At 60.2% G+C, this 18054-nt stretch carries 18 protein-coding genes and 2 tRNA genes; 13 read left to right on the plus strand and 7 right to left on the minus strand.

Going from position 1 to position 18054, the window contains the following annotated elements; translation table 11 throughout:
* Window positions 1-278: 278 nt before the first annotated feature.
* From pstS to AC1EKE_RS05660, 13 genes are all read left to right on the plus strand, one after another.
* Window positions 279-1334: a phosphate ABC transporter substrate-binding protein PstS gene (pstS, locus tag AC1EKE_RS05600; protein ID WP_480308612.1), complete on the plus strand. Its 1056-nt coding sequence runs from the start codon at window positions 279-281 to the stop codon at window positions 1332-1334.
* Window positions 1331-2200 carry a phosphate ABC transporter permease subunit PstC gene (gene pstC, locus AC1EKE_RS05605; RefSeq protein ID WP_296158673.1) on the plus strand — a complete coding sequence of 290 codons (870 nt, stop codon included), beginning with the start codon at window positions 1331-1333 and terminating at the stop codon, window positions 2198-2200. Before pstS ends, pstC begins: the two co-directional genes overlap by 4 nt.
* Window positions 2197-3105: a phosphate ABC transporter permease PstA gene (gene pstA / locus AC1EKE_RS05610; RefSeq protein ID WP_480308613.1), complete on the plus strand. Its 909-nt coding sequence runs from the start codon at window positions 2197-2199 to the stop codon at window positions 3103-3105. Before pstC ends, pstA begins: the two co-directional genes overlap by 4 nt.
* A 21-nt stretch (window positions 3106-3126) precedes the next feature.
* Window positions 3127-3993 (plus strand): phosphate ABC transporter ATP-binding protein PstB, encoded by an 867-nt coding sequence (pstB, locus tag AC1EKE_RS05615; RefSeq protein ID WP_480308614.1) that lies wholly within the window; start codon window positions 3127-3129, stop codon window positions 3991-3993.
* 12 nt (window positions 3994-4005) lie between these two features.
* Entirely contained in the window at window positions 4006-4689 is a 684-nt protein-coding gene (locus AC1EKE_RS05620) for a phosphate signaling complex PhoU family protein (protein ID WP_070463891.1), read from the plus strand.
* A gap of 1 nt (window position 4690) precedes the next feature.
* Entirely contained in the window at window positions 4691-5506 is an 816-nt protein-coding gene (locus AC1EKE_RS05625; RefSeq protein WP_480308615.1) for a response regulator transcription factor, read from the plus strand.
* A 9-nt stretch (window positions 5507-5515) separates the two neighbouring features.
* Complete coding sequence (locus AC1EKE_RS05630; RefSeq protein ID WP_297129472.1) at window positions 5516-7264, plus strand: sensor histidine kinase; 1749 nt, start codon at window positions 5516-5518, stop codon at window positions 7262-7264.
* A 418-nt stretch (window positions 7265-7682) separates the two neighbouring features.
* Window positions 7683-8000, plus strand: a complete 318-nt coding sequence (gene rplU / locus AC1EKE_RS05635) for a 50S ribosomal protein L21 (protein ID WP_296158679.1) — start codon at window positions 7683-7685, stop codon at window positions 7998-8000.
* Window positions 8001-8052: 52 nt separating this feature from the next.
* Complete coding sequence (gene rpmA, locus AC1EKE_RS05640) at window positions 8053-8322, plus strand: 50S ribosomal protein L27 (RefSeq protein ID WP_296122000.1); 270 nt, start codon at window positions 8053-8055, stop codon at window positions 8320-8322.
* A gap of 209 nt (window positions 8323-8531) precedes the next feature.
* Entirely contained in the window at window positions 8532-9113 is a 582-nt protein-coding gene (locus tag AC1EKE_RS05645) for a C40 family peptidase (protein ID WP_480308616.1), read from the plus strand.
* A complete protein-coding gene (locus AC1EKE_RS05650) occupies window positions 9110-9820 on the plus strand; it encodes an HAD family hydrolase (protein WP_480308617.1) in 711 nt (236 codons plus the stop codon). Before AC1EKE_RS05645 ends, AC1EKE_RS05650 begins: the two co-directional genes overlap by 4 nt.
* Window positions 9804-10538, plus strand: a complete 735-nt coding sequence (locus AC1EKE_RS05655) for an RNA methyltransferase (RefSeq protein ID WP_297129478.1) — start codon at window positions 9804-9806, stop codon at window positions 10536-10538. Before AC1EKE_RS05650 ends, AC1EKE_RS05655 begins: the two co-directional genes overlap by 17 nt.
* Window positions 10539-10543: 5 nt before the next feature.
* Complete coding sequence (locus tag AC1EKE_RS05660; protein WP_297129480.1) at window positions 10544-11218, plus strand: peptidylprolyl isomerase; 675 nt, start codon at window positions 10544-10546, stop codon at window positions 11216-11218.
* Window positions 11219-11308: 90 nt separating this feature from the next.
* On the opposite strand, the gene AC1EKE_RS05665 is transcribed toward AC1EKE_RS05660, so the two are convergent.
* The 7 genes from AC1EKE_RS05665 to hflX all read right to left on the minus strand — a co-directional run bounded on the left by AC1EKE_RS05665 (window position 11309) and on the right by hflX (window position 17635).
* Window positions 11309-11384: transfer RNA gene (locus AC1EKE_RS05665), tRNA-Gly, on the minus strand.
* A 491-nt stretch (window positions 11385-11875) separates the two neighbouring features.
* Window positions 11876-11950: transfer RNA gene (locus AC1EKE_RS05670), tRNA-Pro, on the minus strand.
* A 75-nt stretch (window positions 11951-12025) separates the two neighbouring features.
* Complete coding sequence (locus tag AC1EKE_RS05675) at window positions 12026-12949, minus strand: alkaline phosphatase family protein (RefSeq protein WP_480308618.1); 924 nt, start codon at window positions 12947-12949, stop codon at window positions 12026-12028.
* Window positions 12946-14412, minus strand: a complete 1467-nt coding sequence (locus AC1EKE_RS05680) for a cobyric acid synthase (RefSeq protein ID WP_480308619.1) — start codon at window positions 14410-14412, stop codon at window positions 12946-12948. The genes AC1EKE_RS05675 and AC1EKE_RS05680 overlap by 4 nt, the downstream gene beginning before the upstream one ends.
* Entirely contained in the window at window positions 14405-15460 is a 1056-nt protein-coding gene (locus AC1EKE_RS05685; protein ID WP_480308620.1) for a pyridoxal phosphate-dependent aminotransferase, read from the minus strand. The genes AC1EKE_RS05680 and AC1EKE_RS05685 overlap by 8 nt, the downstream gene beginning before the upstream one ends.
* On the minus strand, window positions 15460-16413 hold the full coding sequence (gene cbiB, locus AC1EKE_RS05690) for an adenosylcobinamide-phosphate synthase CbiB (RefSeq protein ID WP_480308621.1): 954 nt from the start codon (window positions 16411-16413) through the stop codon (window positions 15460-15462). The genes AC1EKE_RS05685 and cbiB overlap by 1 nt, the downstream gene beginning before the upstream one ends.
* Before the next feature lie 7 nt (window positions 16414-16420).
* The gene (gene hflX, locus AC1EKE_RS05695; protein ID WP_480308622.1) at window positions 16421-17635 is read right to left on the minus strand and encodes a GTPase HflX; all 1215 of its coding nucleotides are present in this window, start codon (window positions 17633-17635) and stop codon (window positions 16421-16423) included.
* Between the last annotated feature and the right edge of the window lie 419 nt (window positions 17636-18054).

Consider the following 18054-nt stretch of genomic DNA (forward strand, 5'->3'; position numbering starts at 1 on the left):
CCTATATATACGACCCCGATAGGGTGTCGGTCCCTCTTACGATCACCATTACGAGAGACGCCCTGATGGGGCGTGGGGATAAAGAGGGCTATCGTTTGCAGGTGGTCGGATGGGATAAGCCCCTCCGACACCCGGGCAACGAAAATCGCCTCTCCGCCTGCCGATCCCGGTGGGATCACCCCTCTTCCGTAACAGCAATGTCACACGAGCGTAACGGCAAGGTATAACCGCCTCGGTACCTTTGTCGCAAAGAGACAGATACTCATATATCATATATTGTGGCAAAGCAATTTCTGATCTACTCCTTGCTGGGTCTGGCGCTTCTTCCGTGGCTGAGCGGTTGCGCCGGCTCGAAGACCCTGAGCGGTGCCGGAGCGACTTTCCCTGCCCCCTTCTACATCGAGGTGGCGAAGCAGTATGGCGATGCGGAGGGCATCCATGTGAGCTACGGCGGTGTCGGCAGCGGCGCCGGTCAGCGCAATCTGGCCGAGACGACGGTGGACTTTGGCGGCACCGACGAGTTCCTCTCCGACGAAAAGATCGCCAAGGCCATGCCTATGCCGATCATCCACATCCCCACCTGCATCGGCGGCATCGTCATCGCCTACAACCTCGAGGGCATCGAGGAGCTTCGGCTCACGCCTGAGGTGATCTCGGGGATATACACCGGGCGGATCACGGAGTGGAATGACCCAGCGATCCGGGAGCTCAATCCCGATATCACCCTGCCCGACCAAAGGGTGATCCCAATCTACCGCACGGACGGCAGCGGCACCACCTTCGTTTTCTCAAGCTACATGAGCAAGGTCGACTCGGTGTGGCGCGAGGAGCTTGGTGCTGCCAAGACGCTGGATATCAAGGTGGGCAATGCCGCCAAGGGCAATCCCGGCGTCGCCGGCGTGATCTCCTCCACCCCCGGTGCGATCGGCTATATCGGCTCGGAGTATTCCATGGCTCTCGGCATCCCCGCAGCAGCGATCCGCAACCGCTCGGGGCACTTCATCGCCCCCACGATGGAGAGCATCTCCCTCTCCGCCAACCTAAGCGACTTCCCCGATGACACGCGGGTGATGATCGCTGACAGTCCCGACCCTGACGCCTACCCCATCAGCACGATGACCTGGCTCATCGTCTACAAGGAGCAGTCCTACGGTCACAGGAGCCTCGAGAGCGCCCGACTGCTGCAGGACTTCCTCTACTACATCGTCGGCGAGGAGACCCACGAGGCGGCGCGCAAGACCCACTACGCCTCCCTCCCGCCCCTTGCCCTTGAGAAGGCGAGAGCCGTCATCGCCTCCATGACCTACCAGGGTAAGCCCCTGAGCGAACCATGAAAAAAGACCGTTTCTTCAACACCCTGCTGACGATCGTCGGCATCGGGTTCATCCTCCTGACTGCCGCGATCATCTACACGCTCGCCTCGATGAGCGGTCCCGCAGTGAGCCACTTCGGCTTCCTCGACTTCCTCTCCGGTAGCGAGTGGAGCGACAAGACACAGAGCTACGGCGCCTGGCCCTTCATCGTCGGCACGCTGGAGACCTCGCTCCTGGCACTGCTCCTCTGCATCCCCTTCTCCCTCGCCGTGGCGCTCTTCTCCGGCGAGTACTTTAGGGGAAAGAAGATCGCCGCCGTCGTCAGCTCCGTCGTGGACATGCTGGCGGGGATCCCCTCGATCGTCTATGGTCTCTGGGGCTTCTACACCATCCGCCACCTGATGATCGTCTGGGGGTGGAGCGAGCAGGGCTTCGGTGTCATCCTCGCCTCGATCGTCCTCGCGATCATGATCATCCCCTACGCCTCGTCGCTCTCGACCGAATTCATCTCCATGGTGCCGGGAGAGCTGAAGGAGGCCGCCTATGGCCTCGGGGCGACCCGCTTCGAGGTGATCAAGAGCGTCTCTCTCCCCGGTGCTGCGTCGGGCATCTTTGCCGCCTACACCCTCGCCTTTGGCCGCGCCCTCGGTGAGACGATGGCGGTGACGATGCTGATCGGGAATACGAGCAACATCCCCTTCACCCTGAGTGAGAGCGGCGACCTGATCGAGACCGGCAATACGATGGCATCGGTGATTGCCAACCAATTTGGCGAAGCGACAGGCCTGAAGCTCAGCGCCCTCTTCGCCATCGGTCTGATCCTCTTCCTTATTACGGCGCTGATCAACTGTGCCGCCAAGGTCATCATCTCCAGACTTAAGCCATGAGCAACAGCCACAACTCCCTCGAGAGCTACGCCCAGAGGCCGACACACCAGCAGCGCCGCCGGGTAGCAAGCCGGGTCGCCTTTGTCCTCGTCTGCCTCCTCAGCATCGCCACAGCGATCCCGCTCCTGGCAATCCTGATCGAACTGATCACCAAGGGCTGGCATCAGCTCAATCTCGACTTCTTCACCAGCGTCGTCCCCTCCTCTATCGAGGCGATGCTGGCCAAGCAGAGCGGTCAGCCGATCCCCGGGGGTATCCTCAATGGCATCGTCGGCACCCTCATTATGGTGGGTCTTGCCTCGCTCATCTCGATCCCCTTCGGACTCCTCGGTGGCATCTACCTCCACCTCCATAGGGGGAAAAAGATGGCGACCCTCGTCCGCACGCTTGCCGACATCCTCCAGGGCGTGCCGTCGATCATCTGCGGCATCCTCGTCTACATGTGGGTGGTGCGCGCCATGCACAGCTACAGTGCCGTCGCTGGAGCGGTCGCCCTCGCACTGATGATGATCCCGATGATCACCCGTAGCACTGAGGAGGCGCTCAATATGCTGTCCGGCTCCCTCCTCGAGTCGGGGCTCGCCCTCGGCAGCTCCTACACCTCCGTCATGCTTCACGTGCTACTCCCCTCCGCCATCGGAGCGATCATCACCGGGATCCTCCTCTCCATCTCCCGCGTGATGGGGGAGACGGCACCGCTGATGGTCACCGCCCTCGGCGCCACGTATGTCAATCTCGACGTCACCAGCCCCACCTCCGCCGTCAGCCTCCTGATCTGGGAGTTTTACAACGACCCCAATCTCGTCGACCTGATCTGGTCCACCGCCCTTTTCCTCCTGATCCTCATCCTGGCTCTCAACCTGACCGCCAAGACGATTGCGGCAAAGCGGGGCGTGAAGAGATAAATGAAATAATCTTAGATTTGTATGTCCACTACCACCAATAGCTCCACGAAGGTCATGAGACAGCCCGGGAGTCAGATCCCCATAGCCGACAAGATCCTCTCGACCCACCGGCCGAACCAAGAGGAGGACCTCACCCCAATCATCGAGGTGCGCGACCTCTCCGTCTCGTACACGCCGGAGAAGCGGGCGATCAAGAGCATCAATTGCTCCTTCTATGAGCATCTCGTCACCGCCGTCATGGGCCCGAGCGGGTGCGGCAAGAGTACCCTCCTCAGGGCGATCAATCGCATGCACGACCTCTACCCCGAGATCCGTACCGAGGGTCAGATCCTCCTCCACGACCGCGACCTGATGCAGATGAGCCCTATGGAGGCGAGGCGAATGGTGGGGATGGTCTTCCAGCGGCCCAACCCCTTCCCCACCATGTCCATCGCGGAGAATGTCCTCGCCGGGTATAAGCTCAATGGCATCCACCTCTCCAAGGATGAGCGTGAGGAGGTGGTGCAGACCTCCCTCGAGAGCGTCGGCCTCTGGGAGGAGGTGAAGGATGTGACCCACCAGAGAGGCTCCTTCCTCTCTGGAGGACAGCAGCAGCGACTCTGCATCGCACGCGCCCTCGCCCTCCGGCCCGAGGTGCTGCTGATGGACGAGCCCACCTCCGCCCTCGACCCCATATCCACCAATACCATCGAGGAGCTGATCCTCGAGCTGAAGGAGCACTACAGCATCATCATCGTGACACACAATATGGGTCAGGCGGCCCGCATCTCCGACAAGTCTGCCTTTATGTACCTCGGTGAGCTGATCGAGTACGACGACACTCAGAAGATGTTCACCACCCCGAGCGACAAGCGCACGGAGGACTACCTCACCGGAGTATTTAGCTAAGCACCACACACCATGAGTACCAGTATCATTAAGGACCGAAAGCTCGAGATCGTCCACAGCCAGTACGAGCTTATCTCTAAGGTCACCCTCCTGCAGCTGGCTATCCTGCGGAAGCTCTTTGCCGGTCCCTTTGACGAGGAGCTCTTCGAGGAAGCGGACACCAATGAGCACGTCATCGACAGACTCGAGATCCGCATCCGCGAGGAGGTGGCGTACACCATATATATGTTTGCCCCCAAGGCGGAGGACCTCCGGCGCATCATCGCCTACCCCGACCTCACCACCAATCTGGAGCGCGTCGGCGATATGGTGATGAATGGCGTCTATATCGCCCGCGACCTCGACTTCACCTCCGACTTTATGCACGAGTACTCTCGGCGGCTGCTGCAGATGCTCGACGACACGACCGAGATGATCCGGTCGGCGATCATCTCCTTCTCCACCATGGACACCGAGGTGGCGCATCAGGTGATCGATGCGGACGACAATATCGACCGCCAGCAGCGCGAGATCATCCAGCTGATCACCACCGAGGGCGCCGACAGGGTGCACAGCGAGGCGGAGATCCGGGCCCTCCTGCAGATCCACACCGTGGCGCATAACCTCGAGCGCATCGGGGACTCCGCCACCAACCTCGCCGAGTCGACCATCTACTTAGTCGAGGGGACGGACGTACGACACGAGTTTGAGGAGTGAAATGAAGAGAGACAACACGCCCCGCTCCCTCTCGGAGACCGACAGCCCGGCACGGATCCTCATCGTCGATGACGAGGACGATATCTGCGAGATCGTCGCCTTTCACCTCGAGCGGATAGGCCTCCGGACCACCTCCGCCTCGAGTGCTGAGGAAGCGCTGCGGCTGATGCAGGCAGAGGACGACCCACACTACTTTAGCCTCATTGTCCTTGATGTGATGATGGAGGGGATGTCAGGCTTTGAGATGGCGGAGGAACTCCGCAGTGAGGGGTGCGAGATCCCCATAATCTTCCTCACTGCCAAGAGTGCTGAGGACGATCTGCTACACGGCTTCACCGTCGGCGGGGACGACTACCTCACCAAGCCCTTCTCAGTCAAGGAGCTGGTCGCCCGTGTCAAGAGCGTCCTCCACCGCACCGCTGCTGCCGAGCATGAGCCAGTAGAGAGCGACCGGATCGAGGTGGGACCGCTCGTCATCGATGAGATCGCTATGACCGTCTCCGACGGCAGTCACCCCTTTGACGTCACCAAGACGGAGTACGACCTCCTCAGGATGCTCGCCACTGCTCCCGGCCGGACCTTCACCCGACAGGAGATCCTTGACCGCGTCTGGAGCCGCGAGAGCTTAGTCCTCGACCGCACGGTGGACGTGCACATCGCCCGCCTCCGGAAAAAGCTCGGCAAGTACGGCACGATGCTCTACAATCGAGTCGGCTTTGGCTACGGTCTCCGACCGATGACCCTGGATGAGATCGAGGCAGAGCTCGAGGGCGCTGACGAGGATAGCGAGGAGGCCGAGCAGCGCTCCAAGCAATAGAGAGACACCATGAGCGGCTCCACATCCCTCCCTACGAAGAGGAGCTATGGGCTCCACTTTGTCCTCACCCTCCTCTGTCTCGCCCTCACCCTCCTCTGCTGGAGCAAGTATAGAGATGCCTCCTTCGCGGAGAAGCAGCACCTCAGGGAGAGCAGCAACACTCTCGCCACCTATGCTGACCTCATAGCGCAGAGTCACCACACCCTTCCCGTCGATGACCTCTTCGCCCTACTCCCCGATGGGATAGAGGCTGAGCTGGTCGACTCCTCCCTCCGCATCACCGCCGCCACCGACACCACACGGGTGGGGAGACAGCTCACCCTCACGGAGGACCCAGAGCTTAGGCTCGCCTACTACAACCACAGCGGCGACCACCTCAGCCCCACAGAGGAGAGCGACACCGCGGATGGGCAGCTCCACTACGCCCTCTACTGCGATGGGCACTACATCCACCTGACCCGACCCTACCGGGAGCAGCCGGCGACTGATCGCAAGATGCTCTGGCTCGCCTGCCTCCTTCCCTCTCTCCTGATCCTCCTCGGTATGCTGGTAGGCACCTTCCTCAGCCTCCGAGCCACCGACCGCTCCGTCAGCGGGCTGAGACGACTCACCGCCGCTCTGCGCCGCGGGGAGCATATGGAGGGACCGCTCTTTGCCGACGACGACATCGGCACCCTCGGCGAGGAGCTTCGCCGGCTCTTCAGCGAGAGCGAGGCGACGGTGCAGCGGACGGAGGAGATGCGGCAGCACCTGATCGCCCTCTTTGACCTCTCCAAGATCGGCATCGCCCTCTTCGACAGCAGCGGGACGACTCTCTTTGCCAATACCCACTTCATCCAATTTGCCAGCATGATCTCCTCCCGGGCGCTTCCGCTCGAGAGCCTGTCCGAACTGCTCACGGAGGAGAGCATGCAGCCTATCGGAGACTTCATCGCCTCCTCTCCCGGTGGCGAGGAGCGGAGCCGCAGAGCGATGATCCCCTCGGGGAGCCACATCTTTGAGGTAAAGGCCTTCCGCTCAGCGTCGGAGACCTTTGACCTCACGATAGAGGACGTCACCGTATCGGTCCAGACGGCGCAGCTCAAGCGCGAAATGACCAGCAATATCACCCACGAGATACGTACGCCCCTCACCTCCATACGAGGCTACCTGGAGACACTGCGCTACAGCGACCTCTCGCCGGAGCAACAGGCCGCCTTTACCGACAAGGCCTACAGGCAGGCGGAGCGGCTCAGCGCGATGATGGACGACATCCGCCTCATCAGCCAGATGGACGAGCGGGAGGCGGAGGAGTACCGGATGGAGGAGCTCGACCTCGGGCTCATCGTCGAGGAGGCGCGCATCGCCTTCGCCGACCGTATAGAGCAGAGTGGTGACCGCTTCGTCAATGAGATCCCCGACGGGCTCACCATCCACGCCAATAACTCCCTCATCCACTCTGTCTTCCAGAACCTCATCGAGAACTCTCTCCGCTATGCCGGCGATGGAGTAACGCTCTGCTTCTCCTGCTACCACCGGGACGATGAGTACGTCTACCTCTCCTACTACGACACCGGGCGAGGGGTACCGGAGGAGAAGCTGGGGCGTATCTTCGAGCGCTTCTACCGCATCGACTCCGGCCGCACACGTGACCGAGGTGGCTCCGGACTGGGGCTCAGCATTGTGCGAAATGCGATACGCCTCCATGGCGGACAGATACAGGCGCGGAGGCATTGCCCCGAGGGCGGGCTCGAATTCCTCTTCACGCTCCACAAGTGACCCGCAATGGTAAGGTGGATTGTTTTTATACCATAACTATAGCCTACACTTTCGGTCAAGAAGAGACAGAAAGAGACTCTGTGAGACAATCCACTCCCGTGGAGGTGGTATATTTGCGCCACAGAAGTTTCCGTATGAGTCAGGCAGTCGGGACGATGGGGTCTACCTCTGCTTCTCCTGCTACCACTGAGACACCAGCTGCGCTGACCTCCCCTTTGATTTCGGTCTTCGAGGGCTACGAAGTGAGCACCCTCTACAGCCGAATAGGGGGCTAAGCTCAGGGGTCACACTTGGTGAAGACTTTAGGATGTCAAAGGAAATCAGTACCTTTGCAGACGAAATACTCCGCATCGGGTCGTGTAAGCAGGTGCCCATAAGCCCCTCACCCGCCGGGTATCACTCTAAGAACTAAAGCAATATGTACGGAATCGTAGAGATTCAGGGACAGCAATTTAAGGTCGAGGAGGGCAGCAAGCTCTTCGTCTACCACATGAAGGATGTCAAGGAGGGCGACACGGTAGACTTTGACCGTGTAATGCTGCTGGACAACGAGGGCAACGTCACCGTAGGCGTGCCCACCATCGAGGGCGCTAAGGTGACCTGCGAGGTGGTAGAGCCTCTCGTCAAGGGCGAGACGGTGCTGGTCTTCCACAAGAAGCGCCGCAAGCGCTACCGCAAGCTCAATGGCCACCGTCAGCAGTACACTCAGCTGCAGGTCAAGTCTATCGTAGGCTGATCTGAGACAGTCAGTTATTTACTCACTCTTTAGACTATTTCGAATACAAGATATGGCACACAAGAAAGGTGTAGGTAGTACCAAGAACGGTCGCGAATCGGAGAGCAAGCGCCTCGGCGTCAAGAAGTTTGGCGGCGAGGTCGTCAAGGCAGGCAACATCATCGTCCGCCAGCGTGGCACGCGTCACTATCCCGGTGAGCACGTAGGTATGGGCAAAGATCATACTCTCTATGCGCTTACCGATGGAGTGGTAGCCTTCCGCACCACGACGGGTGACAAGTCGATCGTCTCTGTAGAGGCGAAGGACATCGTCGCCAACTAACCACTACTCGGCTTCACTCTGCAAGACGATACCTTACTGACATAGGTCTCGATCAGATAAGACTAAGCCACTTAACTCACAAGCGTATGCCCGTCACTATTCTCCTTATGAGATGAGTGCTGAGCATACGCTTCTCTCTTTTTTCAGCACCTTACCCTATAGGGAAAGAGCCGATGCGTCTCGCCCCACACACGGATCACTACTCAGCTATGAAAAGAAACCCACTCTATCTCATCGCCGTCGCACTGATGTTTGTCAGCACCACCTCCTGCAGCGTCACGAAGCGACCGATCAGCTCGCTCTACTTTGCTGAGCAGGCCTCGGAGGCTGCAGCGACGCCCTCCCCGGAGATGGTGGCTCTCAGCGAGAGCATCTCGAGCAAGCTCGGCATGGAGCTCTCCTATCCGGAGAATGACCTGGGGCTGTATGCCTTCGTAGCGGACTGGCTGCGCACGCCGTACCGCTTTGGCGGGATGTCCCGGAGGGGGACCGACTGCTCAGGCTTTGTCTATCGGCTCTATGAGACGGTCTACGAGACCAATATCGGTCGTCAGTCCTCTGCCGACCTGATGAGCCGGACTGAGCGGGTCTCCCGGGATGACCTGAGGGAGGGCGACTTGGTCTTCTTCAACATCCGCAACAGGCGCGGTGGTCGCGCCTCCCATGTGGGGGTCTATCTCGAGGATGGGAAATTTGCCCACGCCAGCACACGCAGCGGCGTGATCATCTCCCGTCTCAGCGAACCGTACTACCGCAGGACCTACCTCGGAGCAGGAAGGGTAAAGAAATGACGATCTCACCCCTACCCCCCGAGGAGCCAAAGCTGGTCCTCCTCGATATGGACGGCGTCTTGGTCGACTCGATGCCGATCCACGACTATGCCTGGCGAACTGCGGCAGACAAGTATAAGCTCAAGTACGAGGAGGGAGAGTTTTTCCGGGCTGAGGGGATGAAAGGGAGGGATACCATCAGCCTCCTCTACCGGAAGACCTACGATGCGGAGCCGACAGAGGACTTCATCGAGGAGGTGTACGCCTACAAGACACACCTCTTCGAGGAGAAGCAGACCGAACTCCTACACCCCATCCCCCATGTGCACGACCTGATCCTCTACCTCAAGGAGGTGCGAGGGATCGACCTCGCCGTGGTCACAGGCAGCACGACAGCCAATGCCCTCTCGAGGACAGGGACTTACTTTGAGGGACTCTTCTCCGAGGAGCAGCTGATCACGGCAGATAAGGTGGAGAGGGGGAAGCCTGACCCGGAGCCCTACCTCCGGGGGATGAGCCTCACCGGACACAGTGCCGGTGAGACGCTAGTGGTGGAGAATGCTCCGCTGGGGGTCCGCTCGGCCGTAGCTGCCGGAGCCTTCACGGTCGCCGTCACCACCGGCCCCATCCCAGAGGAGTTCCTCAGGTGCGAGGGGGCAAATCTCATTTTTCCCAATATGCGGGCACTGCTCGCCTGGTGGCGCGTGACCTATGGAAAAGCTGTCTGAGAGGGAGAGCAAGCTGATCCGCTCCCTCAGGCTAAAGAAGAATAGAGACGCCTCCGGGCTCTTTGTCGCCGAGACAGTCAAAGTGGTTGAGGAGATGCTCCCCTACTTTGACGTAGAGCTGCTACTCGTCACCGCACCGACCGAACTGTCTGTAGACGAGACGAAGATGCGCCTCGTCAGCGAGCGGGAGATGAAGAGAGTGTCGCAGCTCGAGTGTCCCTCGGACTGCCTCGCCCTCCTCAGGATCCCCGCTGCCCAAGCGGTCCGACAGCTCAAGGGGCTGGTGGTGGCGCTGGACGAGGTGCAGAACCCCGGTAACATCGGCACGATCATCCGTCTCTGCGACTGGCTCGGCATCGGCACACTCCTGATGAGTCGCGGGTGCGCCGATCCCTACGGGGCTAAGGTGGTGCAGTCCACCGCCGGCGCCCTCGGTGCCCTCACCATACACTACGACATAGACCTCGCCGCCACGCTGACCGACTTCGACGGGCCGATCATCGCCGCCGACCTCGACGGCAAACCTATCGGCCAGGCTGAGACACCCCGGGAGGCGGTGGTGCTCTTCGGTAACGAGGGGCACGGCTTCCGTCCCGAGGTGAAGTCACTCTGCACAGAGACCATCCTGATCCCCAAGTCGCCGACAGCGGCAGGAGACTCGCTCAACGTCGCCCTCAGCGCTGCCATCATACTCTCCCACTTCTCCCGGATCATCTAAAGCTTATGAAGCCACACGCCCTACCCTTCACTCTCCTTCTCACCCTCCTCCTCTCACTCACCGCTGCTGCACAGGAGGGGAAGCCCTCCTACGTCCGCTTCAAGACGAATAAGGGGGACTTCGTCATCGAGCTCTACGACGAGACACCGCTCCACAAGGAGAACTTTCTCTCCCGTGTAAGGGAGAGAGCCTACGACGGGACCACCTTCCACCGCGTGATCCGCAACTTCATGGCACAGGCCGGAGGGGGACTTAAGGGTGGCAAGGATCCCAAGGGGACCTACATCGACTCCCTCAGTCACGCCACCATTGCGGCGGAGATCCTCTACCCCAAGCTCTTCCATAAGCGGGGCGCTGTCGCGGCAGCCCGCGTGGGGAATGACATCAATCCCGACCGGAGGAGCGATGGACTGCAATTCTACATCGTGATGGGGCAATTTTACCTCGAGGGGGAGCTGAAGCAATTTGAGAGCGAGGAGCACCCGATGCCCGAGGAGGTGAAGAAAGCGTATATGACCGAGGGGGGCACGCCTCACCTTGACGGGGAGTACACCGTCTTTGGGCAGATCGTCTCCGGGATGCGCACCATCGAGAAGATCTGTGCCACGGAGACGGATGAGGGCGACAAGCCCCGGAAAGAAATATACATCCGATCTGCTCGCGTGGTGAGCCACCCCTGAGCCTCTCGCACCGGGGACTTGGTCACCAGCTGAGGAGGAAGCAAAAAAAGACTGTGCCCTCTCGACGACGAGAAGGCACAGTCTCTAAAGTGGAGCGGAAAGCGGGGCTCGAACCCGTGGCCTTTGGCTTGGGAAGCCAATGCTCTACCAACTGAGCTATTTCCGCATATCTATCTCTCTATGGGGCAAAGTTAGCCATTTTCCCCCATTCCCCCAATAGCCAAGAAGCTTAATAGAGCAATGAGAGAGGGGCGAAGTGGGAAAAACATTGAAAGACGCATTTTTAATCAGGAAGTGACAGGAAGAGGCACGAAGAGACAACCTCTCCTGCGGAGGTAGTATATTTGCACTGTCAAGTCAGGGTAACACCCTAACAGTGTCGAGGCAAGAAGCCCGGATCACACGCACACACAACTTATATTTATACGACCTCGTAAGGGTGTCGCACTTAGGTGGACTGATGGGCACCCGCAAGGGGTCCTTCTCACCCATATCATCACTATGAGCTGAATGGTTTTCCGTACCACTTACATATTTGCCGACTATGGCGTGTGTCGGCAGCGGTGCAGGTCTTCTTTTTCACCCCACCATTTTGACTTGCAGGGAGTGATAAAAAAAAAGGCGGAGAGCCGGCTAACTGCCTGCTCTCCGCCTTTGTCGGGATGACTGGATTCGAACCAGCGACCTCACGCCCCCCAGACGCGCACTCTAACCGGACTGAGCTACATCCCGTTGCTCTCCTCCTTTTGTGTGGGCAAAGGTACTACTATTTTTCCATTATACCAGCGCTTGGGACCGATACATTTACTACTCGGAGCGGAGACGCGGCTGAGGTCCGGGGAGGTGGCAGCCGGTGGCGGGGTCACAGCCGTGGTCGGAGGTGAGCGTCAGGTGGTGCGGCGACCGAAGGAGCAGGGGAAGGAGCTCGCTGTCTACACGACGAAGGAAATCCCTCTTGCCCCTCTCGTCTCGGCGGTGTCCCGCTTGGTCTGCTCCATTGATGTGCACGATCACACGACTGCTACGATCGGCAGCCTCCAGCGTGAGCCGTCCGAGGAGGTTGAAGTCGGTATCGGTATCTCCCGTGAGTGCGTGGTGCGTCACGATCTCCCAGCCGAGCATCTTCCCCAGTCCGAGCAAGACCTTCTCCGCCGAAATGATGATCGATGGCTCTTGGAGCAGCGGCAGGGGGCTACTCACCCCTTTGTCCCACACGATGAGCCGATGCCGGGGTGTCGTCAGTCGACTGAAGTAGTCTCGGATGGCGCCGTCTCCCTCGGGCAGCAGGTCGCCCTCTCCGGTGACGAAGGGGGTGGGCAGCGTGAGCCTCTCACAGAGGGAGCGCCCCTCTCTTAGGCGAAAGAGCCAGTGCCCCTGCCCGAGGTAATGAGGCTCAACGTCTCTGCCGGTGACCTTGGGAAATGCGAAGTCGTCGGGACTCTCCTGCCTGTCGGGATGCCCCTGCTCGTCGATGTGGTACCAGCTGGCTCGGAGCCAGAGGTCGTCGGGCCCTACCCTCAGCCCGGCGCCATAAGCCTCTACGATGGGGCGAATGTGGGGCGGGACCTGCCGGAGACCGAGGATCCGAAGGGTGCAGGTGAGGGTCTCGGGACGCCCGCCCTCGGAGTAATCAACGGGAGTGAGTTGCTGCATCGAGTCCATAGAGGGATAGTCAGTGAGCCGGAAGTCCGGGTCGGTCATCCCGTCGATGATCAGCAGGATATGGCTCATACCTTCCGGTCAATGATCCGGTAGAGAAGGTCCATATCGAGCGCTTGCCTGACGCCATCGGCAAGGAGGTCGTACTGCTGCTCCTTGTACGCCTTAAGGTCAAAGCGACGGAGGTCAGTCGGTATGCCGAGCCGCTCAGAGAGCCGGGCGATGAGCGTCTGCGAGATCTCGGGATGGTCAAAGAAGCTGTGGACATAGGTCCCGTAGACATTCCCTTCGCCCCTAAGCACCGGCGCTGTCTCCCGGTCGGTGCAGCGGCCGGTGTGTATCTCGTAGCCGTCGTAGGCTCGACCGCTGAGGCAGGAGAGTTCGCCCGCTATCTCCCCCAGTCGCCCGGTGGAGCGGTGCTGCTCCTTCTCCCCACTAAAGAGCGTCCGGACGGGCAGCTGTCCCAGCCCCTTGATGCACTCGATCGTCTCTGTCTCTAAGTGGTCCGGGTCGAGGATCTCCTCGCCGAGCATCTGGTAGCCAGCGCATATCCCGATCGTCAGACCTCCGGAGGCGATGTACTGCTGCAGTCTGTCGGCGAGACCGGAGGCACGGAGCCACTCGAGATCCTTCGTCGTACAGGTGCTCCCCGGGATGATCGCCAGCGCCGGCTCGCCAAAGTCCTCCGGATCCTTGATGTACCGCACGGAGACATTGTCGTAGAGCTCCAGCGGAGAGTAGTCGGAGAAGCAGGCGATATGCGGCAGGTGCATCACGACGATGTCGATCGGTTTGCGGGGCTTGTGGGCGGTCAGCTTATCGGAGAGGCTGTCCTCATCCTCCACATCCACGTCGATGTGAGGGATCACACCCACCACCGGCACGCCACAGAGCTCCTCGAGGGTTGCGAGCCCCGGACGGAGGAGATCGAGGTCTCCCCTAAACTTATTGATCAGGAGCCCCTTCAGCCGCTTCTTCTCCTCGGGGCGAAAGAGAGCAGCGGTGCCGTAGAGCTGGGCAAAGATCCCGCCTCGGTCGATGTCGCCAACGAGCAGCACCGGTGCGTCCACCAGTTCGGCAAGCCCCATATTGACGATGTCCCGGCGATTGAGATTGAGCTCCACCGGGCTGCCGGCACCCTCGATCACCATAATGTCCGCCTCAGCGGCAAGGCTGTTGTACGCCCGGAGCACCTCGGGTATGAGCCGAGAGCGCTCTTTCATGTACTCACCGGCGGGCAGCACTGCGACCTGACGTCCATTGACGACCACCTTACTGCTGTGGTCGGAGTTGGGCTTCAGTAGGATCGGATTCATCCGCGTATCGGGACGAATGCCGCACGCCTCCGCCTGGACCACCTGCGCACGGCTCATCTCCCCGCCGTCACCGGTGATGCAGGAGTTGAGCGCCATATTTTGGCTCTTAAAGGGGGCGACCCTGTAGCCGTCCTGGTGGAGGATACGACAGATGCCGGCAGCCACGAGGCTCTTCCCGGCATTGGACATAGTCCCCTGGATCATAAGGTTCTTAGCCATGGCACTTCAGTATGGTGTATAATGTATTGAGTAAAGCGCTATTCTCCTCCTCCCTCCGGACAGCGATGCGGTACCAGCCGTCGGAGAGTCCGGGGTAATTGGCGCAGTTTCGGATCAGAATCCCCCTCCGCTCCAGCTCCTTGTCCAGCCCCACCGGTCCCCGAAGGAGGAGAAAATTGACCTCCGATGGGAGCACCTCCAGCCCCAGCTCCTCAAGGCCCGCAGAGAGTGCCGCCCGCTGCTCGTAGATCATCGCCCGAGACCTGATGAGGAAGTCACTCCGCCCCGCAGCCACCACCCCGGCACGCTGAGCCGGTACGGAGACATTCCACGGCTGCGAGAGACGGCTCATCCGAGCGAGCAAGCGACTGTCGGCAGTCATGCAGTAGCCGAGACGAAGTCCGGCGAGGCTGTGGCTCTTGGTAAAGGCGTTGAGGATCATCAGTCCCGGGTAGCGCGCCAGGTCGGTCGTCCGGCTCTCCCGCCGGTCAGCAAGGTCGATGAAGCACTCATCGATCAGGACCGCTATCCCCCGCTCATCGCAGAGCGAGAGGATCTGGTCGAGGAGCGAGGAGCTGATGAGCCGTCCGGTAGGGTTATTGGGGTTGCAGAGGACCAGGAGATCCGGTTGCTCCTCGTCCAGGCGACTGAGGACCAACTCCTCCCACACGAAGCCGCTCTCTCGCGTCAGCACCACTTCCCTCACCTCGCACCCTGCAGCGGTGAGGCTGCGACGGTACTCGGAGAAGGTGGGTGCCGCCTCCAGCGCCATCCTTGGTCGCAGGGCGCGGACGTAAAGGTCGATCAGGTCAGCAGCGCCATTGCCACAGAGGATGTACTCCTCCGGCAGCTGCTCCTTACGGGCAATCGCCTGCACCAGCTCACGGCAGTAGGGATCCGGATAGTGGTCGAGCTCACCCCGGCTGCCGAGAGCCGCCTCGACTACCTCGGGGAGAGGACCAAAGGGATTGGTATTGACCGAAAAGTCCAGCCGGATCGGTCGTCGGTAGCGATCCCCTCCGTGGGGGTAGTCTTCCCGGTAAAGCATCAGAGAATGAGGAGTGTGAGGGAGCCAAAGAGCAACATTGTGAGCAGCGCCGTCCCCACCGCCACGCGACAGCTGCGGTCGATGTCCCGCGGCTCGATTGGGCGAAGCGGATCACCGATGAAAGGCTTATGGTGAATATGTCCGCCATAGGTGGCATCGCCTGCCAGCTGCACCCTCAGCAGTCCCGCCATCACCGACTCCGTCTGAGCAGAATTGGGGCTGGCATGCTTGTACCTGTCGCGACGGAACACTCGCCACCCCTGACGCCCGTCCAGCCCGAGGAGCAGACCGGCAAGCAGTATGATGAGCGCAGAGAGTCGCGCGGGGAGGTAATTAAAAACGTCATCGGCTCGGGCAGCAAAGCGTCCGAAGTAGGTGTACGGCTCATCGATGTAGCCGATCATGGAGTCCATCGTATTCACCGCCTTGTAGGCGATGCCGAGGGGCGCACCACCGAGGATGAGGAAGAGGAGCGGTGCCACGATGCCGTCGGAGGTATTCTCCGCCACCGTCTCCACCGCAGCCTTGATCACCCCCTCTGCGGAGAGGCTCTCCGTGTCTCGCCCGACGATCATCGAGACCGCTCGGCGCGCTGCAGGTAGATCCCCGCTGAGTAGAGGCTGCTCCACCTTCTTCGCTTCCGTGACGAGGGAGCGGGTCGCCAGCACCTGCCAGCAGAGGATGCTCTCCACTACCAGCCCTGCTATGGGATGTATGGCTGTGGCGAGGAAAATCACGAGGGCGCAGAGGCTCCCGCTCACCGACACGACGATGAGCCAGAGCAGGAGCCCGGCTCGATAAGCCTCCCCCGGCGTCTGCTCGTCACGCCTCAGCCACCGCTCCAGCCGACCGATTAGCCGCCCCATACCGATGACAGGATGGGGCACCCGACTCGGGTCACCGAGGCAGAGGTCGAGGAGAAAGCCGATGACGATGGGGAAGAGGTGGTTCATCCCGGGATCAGTAGAGGAAGTCGTTGTAGGGATAGCGGGTGACGTGGATCTCCTTAGCTCGGTCGTAGAGGAGCTCCTTCAGCTCACTCATGCCCTGACCGGTCTTGGCGGAGACGAAGGCGACGTCGCTCTCGCCCATATGCGCCATGTAGGTCTTCTCCAGATCCTCGAGGGAGAGGTTCTCCTTCGTCGCCGGGGTGAGATCGTCCGGATCCTTCTCCACGTAGGAGTAGTCATCGATCTTATTGAAGACCAGGATGACCGGTTTCTTCTCCCCCTCCAGTAGCTCCTCGAGCGTCTTGGAGACCACGGCGATCTGGTCCTCAAAGGCGGGGTGCGAGATGTCCACCACATGGAGCAGGAGGTCCGCCTCGCGCACCTCGTCGAGGGTGGACTTGAAGGACTCAATCAGCTCTGTCGGGAGCTTGCGGATGAAGCCAACGGTGTCAGAGAGGAGGAAAGGAAGATTCTTGATCACCACCTTGCGCACCGTCGTGTCGAGGGTGGCAAAGAGGCGGTTGTCGGCAAAGACCTCGCTATTGGAGAGCGAATTCATGATCGTCGACTTGCCGACGTTGGTGTAGCCGACGAGGGCGACACGCACGAGGGCACCTCGGTTTTTCCGCTGCGTCTGCTTCTGCTTATCGATCTTCGTAAGGTCGTCCCGCAGCTTGGAGATGCGCCGCTTGATCAGCTGGCGGTCGGTCTCCAGCTGCGTCTCACCCGGTCCGCGCATATTGGTCCCGCCACCACGCTGGCGGTCGAGGTGGGTCCACATACGGGTCAGGCGAGGCAGCATATAATTGTACTGCGCCAGCTCCACCTGAGTCTTGGCGTAGGCGGTGCGGGCATGGTCGGCAAAGATGTCGAGGATCAGACTGGTGCGGTCACGGACCGGCACCTTGCACGCCTTCTCGATCGAATTGATCTGCACGGCGGTCAGCTCATCGTCCACGATGACGAGGTCGAGCTTCTCCCGCTCGATCAGCTCAGCGCACTCCTCGAGCTTACCGCTCCCGAGGTAGGAGCCGGCCTTGGGGGCATCAAGATTTTGCGTCATCGTCGCAGCGGCGGTGATGCCATCCGTCATAGCGAGGAAGGCGAGCTCATCTAAGTAGTCTCGCGTCTGGCGCTCTGTCTGCTCCGGCGTGGTGACCCCAACGAGCAGGGCGCGTAGCTCCTCCTTATTATCCTTAGGAGTAAGGTTCTTTTCGTCTATCATTACTACAAAAGTACTAAATAAGACCGTAGGAAAAGTTTCCCCCACAGGACATTTTCTTTTACCGATATTAGTCGCGCCTAATATCGGTATTAGAGAAAGCTCAGACTGAAGGGACATTTTGCCGTCACTCAAGGGGCTTCCTAAGACGGACGCAGCCGCTCTGATGCCTAGAGACTGTTGCACGAAGGCGATCTGCTGCGTTGCTTTCGGAATTCGGCCTCGGTCACGTACGTGAGTACGCTCCCTTTGACCTCATCCTCAGTGCCTTGCATCTCATCCTTCGTGCAAAGTCTCAGCACATTTGAAACAAAAGTGCGAGAATGGCACTTCGTGCAACATTCTCACCTGAGGAGAGAGCTACTTCCCCCACATACTCGGGAAAAGGCGATTGCCCCGGAGCAGTCAGGAGAGACGCTCCG

The sequence above is a fragment of the Porphyromonas sp. C0041D3 genome (genome assembly GCF_056590575.1).

What these genes read in the sequence shown, in the direction of transcription:
- pstC (WP_296158673.1), top strand. Translation starts at nt 1,331, where the DNA reads ATGAAAAAAGACCGTTTCTTCAACACCCTGCTGACGATCGTCGGCATC.
- pstA (WP_480308613.1), top strand. Translation starts at nt 2,197, where the DNA reads ATGAGCAACAGCCACAACTCCCTCGAGAGCTACGCCCAGAGGCCGACA.
- pstB (WP_480308614.1), top strand. Translation starts at nt 3,127, where the DNA reads ATGTCCACTACCACCAATAGCTCCACGAAGGTCATGAGACAGCCCGGG.
- AC1EKE_RS05620 (WP_070463891.1), top strand. Translation starts at nt 4,006, where the DNA reads ATGAGTACCAGTATCATTAAGGACCGAAAGCTCGAGATCGTCCACAGC.
- AC1EKE_RS05625 (WP_480308615.1), top strand. Translation starts at nt 4,691, where the DNA reads ATGAAGAGAGACAACACGCCCCGCTCCCTCTCGGAGACCGACAGCCCG.
- AC1EKE_RS05630 (WP_297129472.1), top strand. Translation starts at nt 5,516, where the DNA reads ATGAGCGGCTCCACATCCCTCCCTACGAAGAGGAGCTATGGGCTCCAC.
- rplU (WP_296158679.1), top strand. Translation starts at nt 7,683, where the DNA reads ATGTACGGAATCGTAGAGATTCAGGGACAGCAATTTAAGGTCGAGGAG.
- rpmA (WP_296122000.1), top strand. Translation starts at nt 8,053, where the DNA reads ATGGCACACAAGAAAGGTGTAGGTAGTACCAAGAACGGTCGCGAATCG.
- AC1EKE_RS05645 (WP_480308616.1), top strand. Translation starts at nt 8,532, where the DNA reads ATGAAAAGAAACCCACTCTATCTCATCGCCGTCGCACTGATGTTTGTC.
- AC1EKE_RS05650 (WP_480308617.1), top strand. Translation starts at nt 9,110, where the DNA reads ATGACGATCTCACCCCTACCCCCCGAGGAGCCAAAGCTGGTCCTCCTC.
- AC1EKE_RS05655 (WP_297129478.1), top strand. Translation starts at nt 9,804, where the DNA reads ATGGAAAAGCTGTCTGAGAGGGAGAGCAAGCTGATCCGCTCCCTCAGG.
- AC1EKE_RS05660 (WP_297129480.1), top strand. Translation starts at nt 10,544, where the DNA reads ATGAAGCCACACGCCCTACCCTTCACTCTCCTTCTCACCCTCCTCCTC.
- AC1EKE_RS05675 (WP_480308618.1), bottom strand. Translation starts at nt 12,949, where the DNA reads ATGAGCCATATCCTGCTGATCATCGACGGGATGACCGACCCGGACTTC.
- AC1EKE_RS05680 (WP_480308619.1), bottom strand. Translation starts at nt 14,412, where the DNA reads ATGGCTAAGAACCTTATGATCCAGGGGACTATGTCCAATGCCGGGAAG.
- AC1EKE_RS05685 (WP_480308620.1), bottom strand. Translation starts at nt 15,460, where the DNA reads ATGCTTTACCGGGAAGACTACCCCCACGGAGGGGATCGCTACCGACGA.
- cbiB (WP_480308621.1), bottom strand. Translation starts at nt 16,413, where the DNA reads ATGAACCACCTCTTCCCCATCGTCATCGGCTTTCTCCTCGACCTCTGC.
- hflX (WP_480308622.1), bottom strand. Translation starts at nt 17,635, where the DNA reads ATGATAGACGAAAAGAACCTTACTCCTAAGGATAATAAGGAGGAGCTA.